General features: G+C 63.1%; 12 protein-coding genes. 5 read left to right on the plus strand and 7 right to left on the minus strand.

The features are described from left to right. Positions 1 to 96: 96 nt before the first annotated feature. The gene (locus HWX91_RS34390) at positions 97 to 1,182 is read right to left on the minus strand and encodes a hypothetical protein (RefSeq protein WP_042275348.1); all 1,086 of its coding nucleotides are present in this window, start codon (positions 1,180 to 1,182) and stop codon (positions 97 to 99) included. A gap of 428 nt (positions 1,183 to 1,610) precedes the next feature. Beyond that, positions 1,611 to 3,158, minus strand: coding sequence for an MDR family MFS transporter (locus HWX91_RS34395; RefSeq protein WP_028197321.1), 1,548 nt, complete (start codon positions 3,156 to 3,158; stop codon positions 1,611 to 1,613). 75 nt (positions 3,159 to 3,233) lie between these two features. On the opposite strand from HWX91_RS34395, the gene HWX91_RS34400 reads away from it, so the two are divergent. Further along, the gene (locus HWX91_RS34400) at positions 3,234 to 4,013 is read left to right on the plus strand and encodes a TetR/AcrR family transcriptional regulator (protein ID WP_042275346.1); all 780 of its coding nucleotides are present in this window, start codon (positions 3,234 to 3,236) and stop codon (positions 4,011 to 4,013) included. 440 nt (positions 4,014 to 4,453) lie between these two features. After that, on the plus strand, positions 4,454 to 4,966 hold the full coding sequence (locus tag HWX91_RS34405) for a response regulator (protein ID WP_028197319.1): 513 nt from the start codon (positions 4,454 to 4,456) through the stop codon (positions 4,964 to 4,966). Between the two features lie 96 nt (positions 4,967 to 5,062). Here HWX91_RS34405 and HWX91_RS34410 read toward each other — a convergent pair whose 3' ends face one another. The 3 genes from HWX91_RS34410 to HWX91_RS34420 form a co-directional block, all read right to left on the minus strand. After that, on the minus strand, positions 5,063 to 5,641 hold the full coding sequence (locus tag HWX91_RS34410) for a Fur family transcriptional regulator (RefSeq protein WP_028197318.1): 579 nt from the start codon (positions 5,639 to 5,641) through the stop codon (positions 5,063 to 5,065). Between the two features lie 176 nt (positions 5,642 to 5,817). Next, positions 5,818 to 6,444: a glutathione binding-like protein gene (locus tag HWX91_RS34415; protein ID WP_028197317.1), complete on the minus strand. Its 627-nt coding sequence runs from the start codon at positions 6,442 to 6,444 to the stop codon at positions 5,818 to 5,820. Positions 6,445 to 6,466: 22 nt separating this feature from the next. Further along, on the minus strand, positions 6,467 to 7,093 hold the full coding sequence (locus HWX91_RS34420; protein WP_028197316.1) for a glutathione S-transferase family protein: 627 nt from the start codon (positions 7,091 to 7,093) through the stop codon (positions 6,467 to 6,469). Between the two features lie 147 nt (positions 7,094 to 7,240). Between HWX91_RS34420 and HWX91_RS34425 the strand changes: the two genes are divergently transcribed. Beyond that, positions 7,241 to 8,926 (plus strand): ATP-binding domain-containing protein, encoded by a 1,686-nt coding sequence (locus HWX91_RS34425; protein ID WP_028197315.1) that lies wholly within the window; start codon positions 7,241 to 7,243, stop codon positions 8,924 to 8,926. An 18-nt stretch (positions 8,927 to 8,944) separates the two neighbouring features. Here HWX91_RS34425 and HWX91_RS34430 read toward each other — a convergent pair whose 3' ends face one another. Beyond that, positions 8,945 to 9,892, minus strand: a complete 948-nt coding sequence (locus HWX91_RS34430; RefSeq protein WP_028197314.1) for a phosphoribosyltransferase — start codon at positions 9,890 to 9,892, stop codon at positions 8,945 to 8,947. Positions 9,893 to 10,091: 199 nt separating this feature from the next. On the opposite strand from HWX91_RS34430, the gene HWX91_RS34435 reads away from it, so the two are divergent. After that, positions 10,092 to 10,628 carry a putative pterin-binding protein gene (locus tag HWX91_RS34435; protein ID WP_028197313.1) on the plus strand — a complete coding sequence of 179 codons (537 nt, stop codon included), beginning with the start codon at positions 10,092 to 10,094 and terminating at the stop codon, positions 10,626 to 10,628. Further along, entirely contained in the window at positions 10,598 to 12,484 is a 1,887-nt protein-coding gene (locus HWX91_RS34440) for an ATP-binding response regulator (protein ID WP_028197312.1), read from the plus strand. Before HWX91_RS34435 ends, HWX91_RS34440 begins: the two co-directional genes overlap by 31 nt. 94 nt (positions 12,485 to 12,578) lie before the next feature. Here HWX91_RS34440 and HWX91_RS34445 read toward each other — a convergent pair whose 3' ends face one another. Next, positions 12,579 to 13,433 carry a helix-turn-helix domain-containing protein gene (locus HWX91_RS34445; protein WP_028197311.1) on the minus strand — a complete coding sequence of 285 codons (855 nt, stop codon included), beginning with the start codon at positions 13,431 to 13,433 and terminating at the stop codon, positions 12,579 to 12,581. Positions 13,434 to 13,545: the final 112 nt, after the last annotated feature.

Here is a 13,545-nt window from a genome sequence, read left to right on the forward strand (position 1 = left end):
TGCGCTGTGCGTGCCGTGTCCGTCTGTTGCCGCTCAGAGGCGGCGCGTTCGCCGCTGCAATCGGGCTGGTGATGCCTCGGACGGTTTCGCAAACAGCTATGTAATTCGGTATCCAAACGATTGATCGCCGGCCGGACTGTCTATCGCAGCGTGCGGCTTGAGCGGAGCCCAACCTGTCTCGCGAATTACGAGTGCGAGGATCGTCTTCGCGGTGTCGTTGCCGGTGTCGATAGAGAGTGCCTCATTGGCGTGCTGACGTGCGCAGTTCCACGACTGCTGCGCCGCACACGCTTGCGCTGCCTGCAACGCGACGTCGCGACGCGCGGCGAGGGGTTTCAATTCCAGCGCCAGATCTTGCGCGTCGGCGTCGCCGGGTTGCAATGTTTGCACTGCGCCGAGCGCCGCTTGTGCCGCGGACAGATCGTTGGCGCGGAGCGCCAGACGTGCTGCCTGTAGCGCTTGCGCGGCATCGCGGAACTGCGGCGTCAGCGGTTTGGCGGGCACGGCCATCGGCGGCGCGATCGGCGTGACTGGAATCGCCGGTGCGATCTTCGCGGGATTGGCAGGATTCGCGGGATTCGCGAGAGCAGTGGGCTTGCTCGCGGTAGTCGGGTTCGTCGACGGCGCCGGTGTGGCCGGTGTGTATAGAGCAATCGTGCCGGTCGCCGTTCTGGCGTCCTGGGGATTGTCTGCCGTTTGCTCGGTGTTGCCGTTCTGCGATTCGTGGTCGCCGCTGAATAGCGCATAAGCGACATACGCTAGCCCGATTGCGCCAATGACCGCGATCGCGATCAGTACCCGGCGCATCGGGAACACGCCGCGGCCGTCAGCATGCGGCGGCTCGGCGAACGGCGGGTCGGCGCGCGCAGGCAGCGTCGCCAGTACCGGCGCTTGCATTGGCGCTTGCATTGGCGGCTCGCCAGGAGCGGCTTCGTCGGTGAGCGCGGTCTGCGCAGCGAGTCCGGTTCCGCTTGGCCTGGTCGGATCGAAGCTGCTTTTTTGCGCGCTTCTGTTCATCGCGCTGGCGCGGCTGCCGGGTATCACAGTGCGTTTGTGCGGATCTGCGTCGAGCGGATGCACCGCGCCGCAATACGGACAATAGTCGACCTGCCGGTACAGGGCGCCGCCACAGCGTCTGCAGGGCATCGGGAAATCCTGGCCGAGTGTTGTCTGGGTGGACATGCTGTGGACCCACCTGTGGAAAACAACGTCGTTACGGCATGCTTCAGATCGGTTTGAGGCAGGCGTGACACCTGCGGAAATCACGATCCACATGCACTGGAGAACCTTGGGGCGCAAGTCCTCGCTTGCGATTCCGCTGCTTGCAATATGTGGCGTTTCGCGGAGAACGTCAATCGACGTTCTCACCTACTTCGGACGTCGGCGCGCTCATTTGTAGGTACGACGAAACACTTCATATGTCGGCAGAACGAATGGGCAGTGTGTTTTTTTCATACGCGCTCGCAAGTTCGCGGTGCGCAGGCAATGACGCGAGGGCGCGATCGGCAAAAACGGCAGGGGAGATGAAACAGAACGAGGTCGAAGCCCACGGCGTTCGACCTCGTCATCAAGCGCTTGCAGAAAACACGCGCGGCAGAGGCGATACGGGGTCAGTGCTTGCGCAGCGGATGATCCTTCAGGAGCCACGCGAGCACGAAGGCCAGTACCACCACGCAGGCCGCCGACAGATAAACTGTATGCAACGCGCCGGCAAACGCCTGCAGATAATCGTCGCGCAACGCTTCAGGCAACTGATGGATGGCGGCCGGCCCGAGCGCGTGCGGCAATTCGGTATTGGGCGGAATCAGCGTTGCCAGGCGCGCGGCCAGGCCGTTCGAAAACACCGCACCAAAACTGGCGACGCCGATCGAGCCGCCAATCGACCGGAACAGCGTTGCGCCCGACGTGGCGACACCCATATGCCTGAACTCGACCGTATTTTGCACGGCGAGAATCAGCACTTGCATCACCATGCCGAGGCCACAGCCGAGTATGCCCATGTCGACATACATCACATGAATCGGTGTGCCGATCTGCAGGCGTGCGAGCAGCAGCATTGCCACAGCCACGAGGAACGTGCCGGCGATCGGGAACATGCGGTACTTGCCGATTCTGCTGATCAAACGGCCGGTTACCATCGACATCACGAACAGGCCACCCATCATCGGCAGCATTTGCATGCCGGCCTGGGACGGCGTCGAACCTTTGACCACCTGCAGGTACAGCGGCAGAAAAGTGACCGAACCGAACAGCGATACGCCGATGATGAAACCGATCAGACTGCTCAACAAAAACGTGCGCTGTTTGAAGAGTTCAAGCGGCATGATCGGTTCGGCGGCAGTGCGCTCTTCGTGGATGAAACCCCAGATTGCCACGAGCCCCATTCCGAGCGTGAACCACAACTGCGGCGACGACCACGGCAGGATCGTGCCGCCCTGGCTCGTGAACAGGATGATGCAGGTGAGCGCGCCGGCGAGAAACGCGGCGCCCATGTAGTCGATGGTGTGCTTCACGTGCCGTACGTGCGGTTTGAAGACCGCGCCGATCACCGCCAGCGAAATGACGCCGAGCGGCAGATTGATGTAGAAAATCCAGCGCCATGACAGGTGCTCGACAAGAAAGCCGCCAAGCAGCGGTCCGATCACCGTTGCGAGACCGAATACGCCGCCGAATACGCCCTGGTAACGGCCGCGTTCGGCCGGCGGAATCACGTCCCCGATCGCCGCCATCGTGACGACCAGCAGTCCGCCGCCGCCGAGCCCTTGCAGCGCGCGCAGCAGGATCAGCTGGGTCATGTTCTGGGCGACGCCGCATAGCGCGGAACCGACGAGGAACACCACGATCGCGGTCTGCAGCACGATCTTGCGGCCGAACAGATCGCCGAACTTGCCGTACAGCGGCACGACGATGGTGGAGGTGAGCAGATAGGCGGTCACCACCCATGACAGGTTGTTGAGCCCGCCGAGTTCGCCGACGATGGTCGGCAGCGCGGTCGAGACGATCGTCTGGTCGAGCGCGGCGAGCAGCATGACCAGCAGTAACGCCGGAAACAGCAGGCGGATCGGCGGATGGTCGGCGGGCTGAGGGCCAGACTGCACGTCCGGTTGTGCACCGGGCTGCACGAGCACGGCGGGTTGAGTCGTTGTCGATTGGTTCATGGCACCACGGCGTTGAAATTAATTAATTTAGAGATTAATATATGCGACATTGAGTCAACCGTCAAACTGAATGCAATGGCAAGGATTTCGTCAGATGAACCGCGAGTGAAGCGGGCGCCGCGCGACACGGCGGCCGCCAAGGCGCGCAAGCTTGCGGAGTCGGCCGCGTCAACCGCATCAACTGCTGTGGGCGAACCGGAGAAGGCCGCGCCGGCGCGGCGCCCGGGCCGGCCTTCGGGCGCGGCGCGTGGCCCGGAGCAGCGCAAGCGCCTGCTGGATGCCGCGCTCGCCTTGTTCGCGCGGCAGGGCATCGTCGATACGACGCTTGGCGAGATTGCCCGCGAGGCGGGTTTCACGCCGGCGATGATGCATTACTACTTCAAGACGCGCGAGCAGTTGCTCGACGTGCTGATCGACGAGCGTTTCGCGCCGCTACGCGCAACATTCGGCGTGCCGTTTCAGGAAAATCCTGACGATCCGGTGGCGGCCATCACGCAACTCACGCGGCGTTTGATGCAGGTGGCGCACGAGCACCCGTGGTTTCCGTCGCTGTGGGTACGCGAAGTGATCAGCGACGGCGGCCTGCTTCGCCAACGCATGCATGAACGGTTCGGCGACGCGAACCAGAAGGCGTCGCTGTCGGCCATCGCGCGCTGGCAGAAGGAAGGGCGCCTGAATGCGGGGCTTGAACCTTCGCTGGTATTCGTCACCCTGCTAGGTCTGACGATTCTGCCGCTGGCCGCCTCGAAGCTTTGGCGTAACGATCCGGTGCGGCGCAACATCGGCGGCGAGGAAATCACCCGGCATGTGGTGGCCTTGCTGATGCATGGCATCGGTCCCGGCGAAGCGGACTGACACGCGGGCCAGCTCACTCAGATGACGTTTGTTGCAGTGGCTGAACGCGGTCGCTGCGATTTCGCGCGCATGGTGCGGGCGCGGTGCGTGAACGACAGAACTGATGGATGCAAAGGGAGCGCTGAGGCACGCCACGTGCTACGTAAGCGGTGGATGCAAACGCCGCGCGGAAATCACAACAGGACCGCAACAGGACCGGCGTCGCAAGGAACACGGATATCAGGAAAGACGCCGGATGGGCAACGCGATGCACCTGGGTTTGCAGCGGCGGCCACGGCGGATCGGGTGTCGGCATCTATCTGCCGGAGCAGGGGTGTCGAAGGTGGTTTTTTCATCGGCGTGCAATTTTGGCGCGTTACCGTGCGCACGCATTGTGCTCAGGTCACGTTTTACAATCGAGGGCCTGCATGCAACTCGACGCACGAATTCGAGTCGGAACCATGGACAGCAATACCGTAGCCGCGAAAATCGGCGGCATACAGCAGGACGATACGTTGGCCGCGTCTAACGGCCTAACCGGTTTTATTGAGCAACAACAGAACATGAACGGAGTATTGAGACTCGATCAGGCCACGATCGTGCTCGTTGAAGACGACCCGGACAGCCGGGAATCGCTGACCTTGTTACTCGAGTCGGAAGGCGCGCATGTCGTCGCGGTGGCTGATGCGGAAGCGGGCGTCGAAGCGGCGCTGCGGTTGTTGCCCGATGCCGTCGTGTGTGATCTGGAATTACCGGCGATGGACGGTTTTTACCTGATCCAGCGGCTGCGCGATCACGAGATTCGTGGCGATCACGCGCCTTCGGTGGCCGTGGCGCTCACGGGCCATACCGACGACGCTTACCGCTTGCGCAGCATCGGCGAAGGCTTCCAGCATTTCATGACCAAGCCGGCGTTGCCGGAAGACCTTGTGACCCTGTTGCACAACGCGATCGACGCCCGCGCGGCGGGCTGATCGACGTCTGGGAAGCGGGCGCGGTTGTCTGCCGCCGGATCTTCCGGATCTTCGGCGGCAGGTTTTCGCGCGGTGATAACCTGCTTGCAGCGCCTGCTATTTGACGGCAACAACCGGTGCTGCGGCGTCGGCGCTGGCGGCCTCCGCGGCCTGACAGGCGGAACACAATCCCTTCAATTCGATCTCGTCGCTGGCAAGGCGGTAGCCCGCGTCTTCGATTTGCGCGACGAGTGCCTGGCGCAGTTTGGGCTGATGCAGTTCGGTGACGTTGCCGCATTGCTGGCAGACCACCAGAATGCCGTGCTGGCATTGCGTGAGGTCGTGGCAAACGGTGAACGCATTAATCGATTCGATGCGGTGGACGAGTCCGGCCGAGAGCAGAAAATCGAGCGCCCGGTAAACCGTGGGCGGCGCCGAACCGGGATGGATCTGGCGCATGTCGTCGAGCAACGAATACGCTTTGGTGGCGCGCCCGGAATTTAGCAGCAATTCGAGCACTTTGCGGCGGATTGGCGTGAGTTTCTCGCCGCGTTCGCGGCAATATTCTTCCGCGAGGGTCAGGGCGGCTTCCTGCGATGCACCGTGGCCACCGTGTACGTGCCCCGGCTCATGACGATGAGCGGAGGTGGCAAGGGTGGCTTTTTCAGCGGTCGCGGCGGGCTTGGCGGTCTTCATGGGTCGATTATAAAGGCCATCGTGCTTTGCTGTGCCCGGTGCCGTGCCGGTGTGCGGTGCGCTTGGCCGGTCGAGGCAGCGCGCCGCCGCCATGCATGAGGCCGCCGGACTCAAGCCGGACTCAAGCCGGACTCAAGCCGGACTCAAGCCGGACTCAAGCCGGACTCAAGCCGGACTTAATCGAGCTTCACGGCGAAGCCGCGCTGCACGCCGGGCCGTGCGAACAGCGTTTCGTACCAGCGTTGCACGTTCGGATAGGTGGCGAGGTCCACTTTGTGCCGTTCATGACGCCACGCCCAGCCGAGAATCGCGAAATCCGCCACCGACAATTCTCCCGCCACGAACTCCGTTTGTGCGAGGCGCCGGTCGAGCACGCCATATAAACGGTTGGTTTCGTCCAGATAGCGCTTGAGACCATAGGCGCGCTCGGTGACGGACTCGAGCGCGGCGAAATGGTGCACCTGACCCGGTATTGGCCCGAAACCGCCCATTTGCCACATCAGCCATTCGAGCACCGGGACACGTTCGCGCAGCGTATTCGGCAGGAATTTACCGGTCTTTTCGGCGAGATACAGCAGCACCGCACCTGATTCGAACACGCTGATCGGCTGGCCGTCCGGCCCGTCCGTATCGACGATGGCGGGAATCTTGTTGTTTGGGCTGATCTGCAGAAAGTCAGTCTGGAACTGCTCGCCACGGCCGATGTTGACCGGCTGCACCGTGTACGGCAGTTCCATTTCCTCGAGCGCGACGCTGACCTTGCGGCCATTCGGCGTGCCCCATGCGTAGAGCTTGATCGTCATTTTCGGGTCGTAGCCGGATGGGTCAGGTCAGCGCGAAATCGACGTATTTCTTGAAGCCCGCGCGCGTCGCGATCCGCGAATACCAGCGCTCCAGATTCGGCAGCGGCGGCCGTTCGACGCCTTCCAGGCCGAACCAGCGTTTCGCGTACGCGCCGATCACGATATCGGCGAGTGTGAACTGCTCGCCTTCAAGGAAGAAACGGCCTTGCAGATGATTGTCCAGCAAGCGCCAGAGCAGCGTGACCGCGGCAACGTCGGTGGCGAGCCTGGTGGCGTCGCGCTCGGCGGCGGGTGTACGCACGATAGCCCAGAACACGGGTTTTTCTGTGGGTTGCAGCGTGGTGAGCGACCAGTCGAGCCAGCGGTCGATGCTTGAGCGCAGTCTAGGCTCGGACGGATAGAGGAGGCTCGATTCCCCGTATTGCAGCACCAGATAGCGCAGGATCGAGTTCGATTCCCACAGTACGAAGTCGTCGTCGACCAGCGTCGGAATCTTGCCGGTCGGGTTCATGGCCAGATAGTCGGGCTCATTGTTGCGGCCGAATTGCAGCCCTGCGTCGATGCGTTCGTACGGCAGCACCAGTTCGTCGCAACACCACAAGACTTTCTGCACGTTGACCGAGTTGGCGCGTCCCCAGATTGTAATCATCCGGTAAATCCTTTTTAACATTGGTGGCAAGCCGCGCGCGACGCGCGGCGTTCAGCCAGTAACGATACACGATGCGAGTGGGTTTGAGCGCCGGCAACGCGTGGCCGTTGCGTACAATGGGCGCACCCGAATACGACGAGGCACCGCATGGCCCGCATTGTCCCCGACGACTGGAAGAGCCTCGCCGCTACCGGCGCGGCGGCCCGCGAGCGCGAAACCCTCGCACTACTGGAAGAAGCGCTGCCTGACGGCTACACCGTCTATCACGGCGTGCACTGGACCCGCCTGAACCAGAACTTTTCGGTGTTCGGCGAGGCCGATTTCGTGATCGTCAGCCCGGCCGGACGCGTGATGATCGTCGAACAGAAAACCGGTTTCCTGCGCGAAACGCCGAAGGGTCTCGTCAAGGTCTATCTACAGACGGAGCGCAACGTGGCGATCGCGCTCGCGCATACCGTCGAAACGCTGCACCGGCGCTTTACCGCTGCGTTCGGCGCGGGCACTTATTTGATCGAAGAACTGCTGTATTGCCCGGACCACATCGTCAAGGATACGGCCATTGCCGGCGTCAATCCCGCGCGGATCGTCGACGCAACGCGTAAAGACCGGCTGGCCGCGATCATTCGCGAAGCGTTGCCGGCCGACGAAGCGCGTCTTGCCTGCGCACCGAAGATCCACCACTTTTTCGCCGACGAACTGGCGCTCGCACCCGACGCCAGCGCGCTAGTCGGCCAGGCCGGCACGCTCGTGACGCGGCTCGCGGGCGGCCTCGCTACCTGGGCGCGGCGGCTCGAGTTTTCGCCGTTCCGGCTGCGCGTGATCGGCACGGCCGGCTCCGGTAAAACGCAACTGGCGGTGCAGGTGATGAACGACGCGGTGGCGCGCGGGCAGCGGCCTTTGTACGTGTGTTTCAACCGGCCGCTCGCGGATCACATCGCGCGGGTCGCGCCGCCCGAGGCGAAGGTGGCGAACTATCACCAGCTATGCGACTGGGTCGCGCGCGACGCGGGCCGCGAGCCGGATTTTCAGTCCGGCGACGTGTTCAATCAGCTTGAAACGATTTTTGCCGAAACGCCGATCGACGCGTGCTGGCAATTCGACGTGCTGATCGTCGACGAAGGGCAGGATTTCCAGCAGCCCTGGGTGGCTGCCCTCGAGCGGCTGTTGCGGCCGGACGCCGCGTGGTGGTGGCTCGAAGATCCGCTGCAGAATCTCTATATGCGTGAGCCGGTCGAACTGCCCGGCTGGACCACGTTGAAGGAAACCACCAACTACCGCAGTCCGCGCGACATTCTCGACTACGTGCGCGACGTGGTCGGCACGTCGGTACCGGTTGCGGCGGGACTGGCGTCGGGCAGTCCGTTCGACGGCTCCGATATTTCGCTTTCCGTCTACGACGAAGCGAATGCTACCGAAAGCAGTATTGATGCGACCAAGCGGGCGATTACGCAGGCGTTGTCCCTCGGCTTTCGCAAACAGGACATCGCGGTGCTGTCGTTTCGCGGCCGCGAAGGCTCCGCGATGACCGGGCAGGACCATCTCGGTCCGCATCGGCTGCGCAGTTTCACGGGTAAATACGATCTGTTCGGCAACCCGGCCTACCGCGAAGGGGATGTGCTGTTCGAGTCGATCTATCGCTTCAAGGGGCAGGCGGCGCCGTGCGTGATTCTCACCGAAGTCGATTTCGAATCGTTCGACGAGCGTATTGCACGCAAGCTGTTCGTCGGCGCCACGCGTGCGACCATGAAGCTGATTGTCGTCGCCTCGCAGCGGGCGGCGCGGTATCTGCATCTGCGGGAGGGGAAGGAAATCAGAGAAGCAAAAGAAGTGTGAACGAAGCCCGGCGCGCCATCAGGTCCACGCACGCGCGCCGACCAGCATTCCCGTTTGCGTGAGCGCGTCCCACCAGATCACGCGCAGCAGCGGCGCCTGTTGCGCGATCAGCAGTGCCTGCACCGGATCGCTTTCGACAAAATGCGTGACGCCGCCGCGCAATGCCGCCGCGGCCTTGTGAGCGGCCGCGCCGGCGGCGCTTTCATCGTGCGTGCCGGGCATGCGCATTACCAGTTGCATATGACCGAAGCCGTGCCGCGCGAGCCACGCTTCGGTGCGCATGCGATCCGCTTCCGGCCGGCCGGTGATGATCGTGCGCACGCGTTGCAGATCGATGCCCGGCAGCACCTCGAACGGCAGCAGCGCGTCGCGTTCGGCGAGCGCGGCGGCCAGATCCTCGTCGTAGCGCGCGAGCGGCACATCGGGCAGCAGAATGCCGTCGAGGTCGATCGCGTAGGTGGCGTATTCGTGATCGTTCGCCATGGCGGGCGCGGCGCCCGCTTCAACGCGCTCCCAGTCCGCGCGATAACGCTCGGTGTAGGCCTGGCGCTCCCATGGAAACAGCGCGAAGTAGCCGCGTGCGTCGATTGCGTAATCGGGTTGTGTACGGCTCAAATCGTCGACCGCGGCGGTCAGTGTCCGGACCTCGAGTCCCTGTTGCTGAAGGAAGGCGATGCAATCGGTCAGCGTAAAGCCGCGCCCCGCGATGTCTTCGCACAGCAGCACTTTCGAACCGGCGGGCGGAATCGGCAGTGTCGAATCCCAGGCGACCGTGCGCGAGCGGCGCTCGTAACGCAGAAACGCGACCGGTGTGCCCACCGCATGCGAAACCATCAGCGCAAGCGGCGCGCCGCCGCGCAGAATGCCGATTGCCAGCGTGAACTGCTCCGCCAGCAAGGCGGGTTGCAGCGACTCGATCCAGTGATCGAGTTGTTCGTACGTCAGGGGTAAAACCGGCTTGTTCATGACTCTCGGGGGCGCCGCATTGCGCGCGTAGGACAGCTGTCGCGTGGACGGAGAACGGCGCGCGGCGCGGCGCGGCGGCAGGTCCCCGTTTTTGAGACAAAGAATTTTGGCGATATTATGCATGCGGATCGAAGATCGCGCGTCGGGGTGATGCGCGTCGCCGTCCGAAAAAATAACAAACGATGGAATAACCAGGCAGATGACCAAGCTGAGCGGCAGCAAAGACGGGAACAGGAGCGCATGGTGGGGGCTGGGTCTGCTCCTCGCATGCGTTGTGTGGAGCATGCAGGCACGGGCACAGGCGGAGCTGTTGCCGTTATCGCTCGACGTGACGGGCAAGATCGGCAAGACCAACGATGCCGCGCACAAGTCGTATCACTTCACCGAGGCGCAATTGCTGGCGCTGCCGGCCCATTCGATTACGACCGCCACGACCTGGACGCCGCGCTCCACCTTCACAGGACCGCTGCTGGCGGATATCCTGAAGATAGTCGGCGCATCCGGCAGCGCGGTCGAGATCCATACGCTCGACGACTATACGTACACCATTCCGGTGTCGGACTGCGCTCGCTACGGCGTGGTCGTTGCATACAGCATGAACGGCCAGCGCCTGAAGATCAGCGACTTCGGGCCGCTGTTTCTTATCTATCCGCGCGACGCATTCCCCGATGAACTCATGGGCGCGGCGGGCGACTCGAAATTCGTATGGCAGATCAAGGCACTCATCGTCAAATAACACGCCGCCCCTGGCGTCGTGTCCTCTATGTGCTGATCTGGCTGACCGCGCTCGCGGCGCCGGCCGGGGCAATCGGCTATCTGTTGTACGCGAACCTGCTCAATCCGCGCGTGACCGAGCCGCTGACCGGTCAGTACGACGGTTTCTATTGGGACGCCGCGCAATTGCAGATCGCCTACGCCCGTTTCGAGAACCAGTTGCTGCTGTATCAATCGGGCGTCGACGACGACTATCCGCGGCTCATGCTGCGCTACCAATTGCTGCAATCGAAGCTGCATGTGATGGCCGGTTCGACACGCAGGCTGACCACGCAGCTCGCACTGCTGCAACGGCAAATGGACGAGATCCACTCGATCGATCATTTGCTGGACGGCATCCAGCCTGAAGTCGACGCTTTGCCGAAGGACCGCAGCCGCGCCGGTCAGATCGTCGAGGAGTTGCGCCAGCATTGGAATGAGGTCAACGATCTTGCGTTGAGCCGCCGTTTCGCCGACGTGGCCGACCGTGAGGCGATGAACCGCGATTTCATCGAGAAGCGCCGCATGCTGTTTGCTGGCGGCCTGTTGCTGCTGCTGCTCTCGGCGGCCGCGACCACACTGCTGGTGCTCAACGGCCGGCGCCGTACGCGTCTGATGCGTCAGCAGCATGCCGCACTCGAAGCGGAGCATCAGGCGAGCCGCGCGGCGCGCGAGGCGAGTCTCGCGAAGGACGCGTTTCTCGGCATGATCAGCCACGAACTGCGCACGCCCTTGCACGCGATCGTGTCGTCGATCGAGTTGCTCGGCTTCAACTATCACTCCGAGGCCGATCGCAAGGTGATCCAGCGGCTCGAAACCGCGGCGCGGCATCTGGAAGCCCAGATGAAAGATCTGACCGACTACGCGCGTCTTGGCGCCGGCAAGCTCGAACTGCGTTACGAGCATTTCGAGCCGCGCGAACTGCTGGCCTCGATCGTCGACGAACACGCGATGTCGGCCGCCGCGCGCGGCCTCGAGCTGGAAAGCGAGGCGAGCGGCATGAGCGGTCTCGTCGATTCCGATCCGCACCGCATTCGCCAGATCGTCAACAACCTGGTCACCAACGCGATCCGCTACACCGAAACCGGCACGGTGCGCGTGCAGTTGAGGCAGCGGCCGGCGTTGCTGATTTTCATTGTCAGCGATACGGGGCCGGGCGTGCCGCATGCGCAGATTCCGCTGATCTTCCAGGAGTTCACGCAACTGGACGCGTCGCGCACGCGCCGCTTCGAGGGCGCGGGGATGGGGCTCACGATCGTGCAGGGACTCGTCAGGCTGTTCGGCGGCACGGTCGACGTGGCGAGCACCGTAGGCAAGGGCACCACCTTCACGGTGACGATTCCGGTCTCCTCCGTCGCGGCCGCCACGCCGTCCGGCGTGGCGGCGCACGCCGAACCGGTGGGCGCGCGCCCGTGCGTGCTGATCGTCGACGACAACCGGCTGATTCGCGAGTCGCTCAGCGAAATGATCGCGCACATGGATTTCGACACGCATGCGGTCTCCAGTGCCGATGAGGCGCTGGCGTGGCTCGATGCGCATCGTTGCGATGTGGTGCTGCTCGATCTGCATATGCCGGATCGCGACGGTTATACCTTCCTTGCGGACTTCGCGGCGCGTGGCGGGCCGTCGGCTGGCGCGCCGGTGATCGTGGTGAGCGCCTATGCGCCGGAGGCAGCGGGTGCGGCTAGTCCAGCCGATGCGGGGAGTGCGGGCAGTGTGGCAGGAGAAGCGGGAGAAGCCCGTGCGCAGCCGTTTTTCGACGCGTTATTAAAGCCGGTACATTATGAGGAACTGCGCAACGCGTTGCAGCGCGCTTTGGTTTCCCGGCATACGGTGTGACGCAATATCCAGGAACAAGCGAGGAAGAACGCTGGAAGAAGCAGATGGAGGAGGGCTCAACCTGAGCACACACCTTCAGCCGCTTGCCGGCAACTCAGGGCCGGTTGAGACGTTTGGACAGATCGGCGACCAGGATCGCCATACGCGCGGGTTTTTCATAACACGCGACATCGTAATTGCGGATGACCTGGCTGATCTCCGATTCGCTGGCCTTGCCGGTCAGCAATTCGCCGGTCAGCACGAAAATCGGTGCATCCGGATTTTCCGACGCCCGCACCGCGCGAATCGCCTCGGCCGAGGTCTGCGCGCCGAATAACCAGTCGATCACGATGCCGTCGAAAACCTGCGTTTGCAGTTGCTCGGCAAATGCCGCGAGGCCGTAGATCGCCACCGCTGCGAAACCGCTGCGTTCGAGATAGTCGCGCAGGTTGTCGGCGGAGGCCCGATCGTCGTCGACCACCGCGATGGTCGGCTTGTCGGTTTCGACGCGGCGCGGATAGATCTCGATCTTGTGGACTTCGTAGGCGCTTTGGTAAAGCGTGCCATCGTGGCGCGCCACGCGCCATTGGCCGAGTTTCGAGTACGCCACGAATTCAGGGCGGCTGCCCGGTTCGAGCGCGGCGCCGATCCATGCGGTGCAGGCCAGCTCGATCGCGCCGATGCAGAACACCGCTTCCTGGGCGATGGCGCCGACCATGCCCGGATCGAGCGACTGTGCACCGAATAGCTGGGCCGCGGGTTCGCCGAACACCTCGGCGACCTTCTTGATCTGCGAGAGGGTCCACGGGCTGTTGCCGCGCAGCTTGCGGTGTCCCTGCGAAAAACTCAGATCGAGGATGCGGCATAGCTCGGTGGTTTGCTGGCGCTTGCCGATCCCATGCCGGCTCATCAACTCGCGCACGCGCTCGGCAACCGCGATGGCGTCAGGTGAGTGTGTCTCGTTGGTCATGCTGCGTGAGAAGCTGCCTTATTGAAAGGTGACTGTGGGACGTGCGATACGTGCGGTACATGCAATACCTGCGGTAGGTTCGATACGGCACGAATAGCGCGGCGATGCAAGT

The organism is Paraburkholderia fungorum (genome assembly GCF_902833645.1).
Classification (GTDB): domain Bacteria; phylum Pseudomonadota; class Gammaproteobacteria; order Burkholderiales; family Burkholderiaceae; genus Paraburkholderia; species Paraburkholderia fungorum.

Coding starts and splice junctions, on each gene's coding strand:
- HWX91_RS34400 (WP_042275346.1), top strand. CDS start 3,234: ATGGCAAGGATTTCGTCAGATGAACCGCGAGTGAAGCGGGCGCCGCGC.
- HWX91_RS34420 (WP_028197316.1), bottom strand. CDS start 7,093: ATGATTACAATCTGGGGACGCGCCAACTCGGTCAACGTGCAGAAAGTC.
- HWX91_RS34390 (WP_042275348.1), bottom strand. CDS start 1,182: ATGTCCACCCAGACAACACTCGGCCAGGATTTCCCGATGCCCTGCAGA.
- HWX91_RS34415 (WP_028197317.1), bottom strand. CDS start 6,444: ATGACGATCAAGCTCTACGCATGGGGCACGCCGAATGGCCGCAAGGTC.
- HWX91_RS34405 (WP_028197319.1), top strand. CDS start 4,454: ATGGACAGCAATACCGTAGCCGCGAAAATCGGCGGCATACAGCAGGAC.
- HWX91_RS34445 (WP_028197311.1), bottom strand. CDS start 13,433: ATGACCAACGAGACACACTCACCTGACGCCATCGCGGTTGCCGAGCGC.
- HWX91_RS34435 (WP_028197313.1), top strand. CDS start 10,092: ATGACCAAGCTGAGCGGCAGCAAAGACGGGAACAGGAGCGCATGGTGG.
- HWX91_RS34430 (WP_028197314.1), bottom strand. CDS start 9,892: ATGAACAAGCCGGTTTTACCCCTGACGTACGAACAACTCGATCACTGG.
- HWX91_RS34425 (WP_028197315.1), top strand. CDS start 7,241: ATGGCCCGCATTGTCCCCGACGACTGGAAGAGCCTCGCCGCTACCGGC.
- HWX91_RS34410 (WP_028197318.1), bottom strand. CDS start 5,641: ATGAAGACCGCCAAGCCCGCCGCGACCGCTGAAAAAGCCACCCTTGCC.
- HWX91_RS34440 (WP_028197312.1), top strand. CDS start 10,598: ATGGCAGATCAAGGCACTCATCGTCAAATAACACGCCGCCCCTGGCGT.
- HWX91_RS34395 (WP_028197321.1), bottom strand. CDS start 3,158: ATGAACCAATCGACAACGACTCAACCCGCCGTGCTCGTGCAGCCCGGT.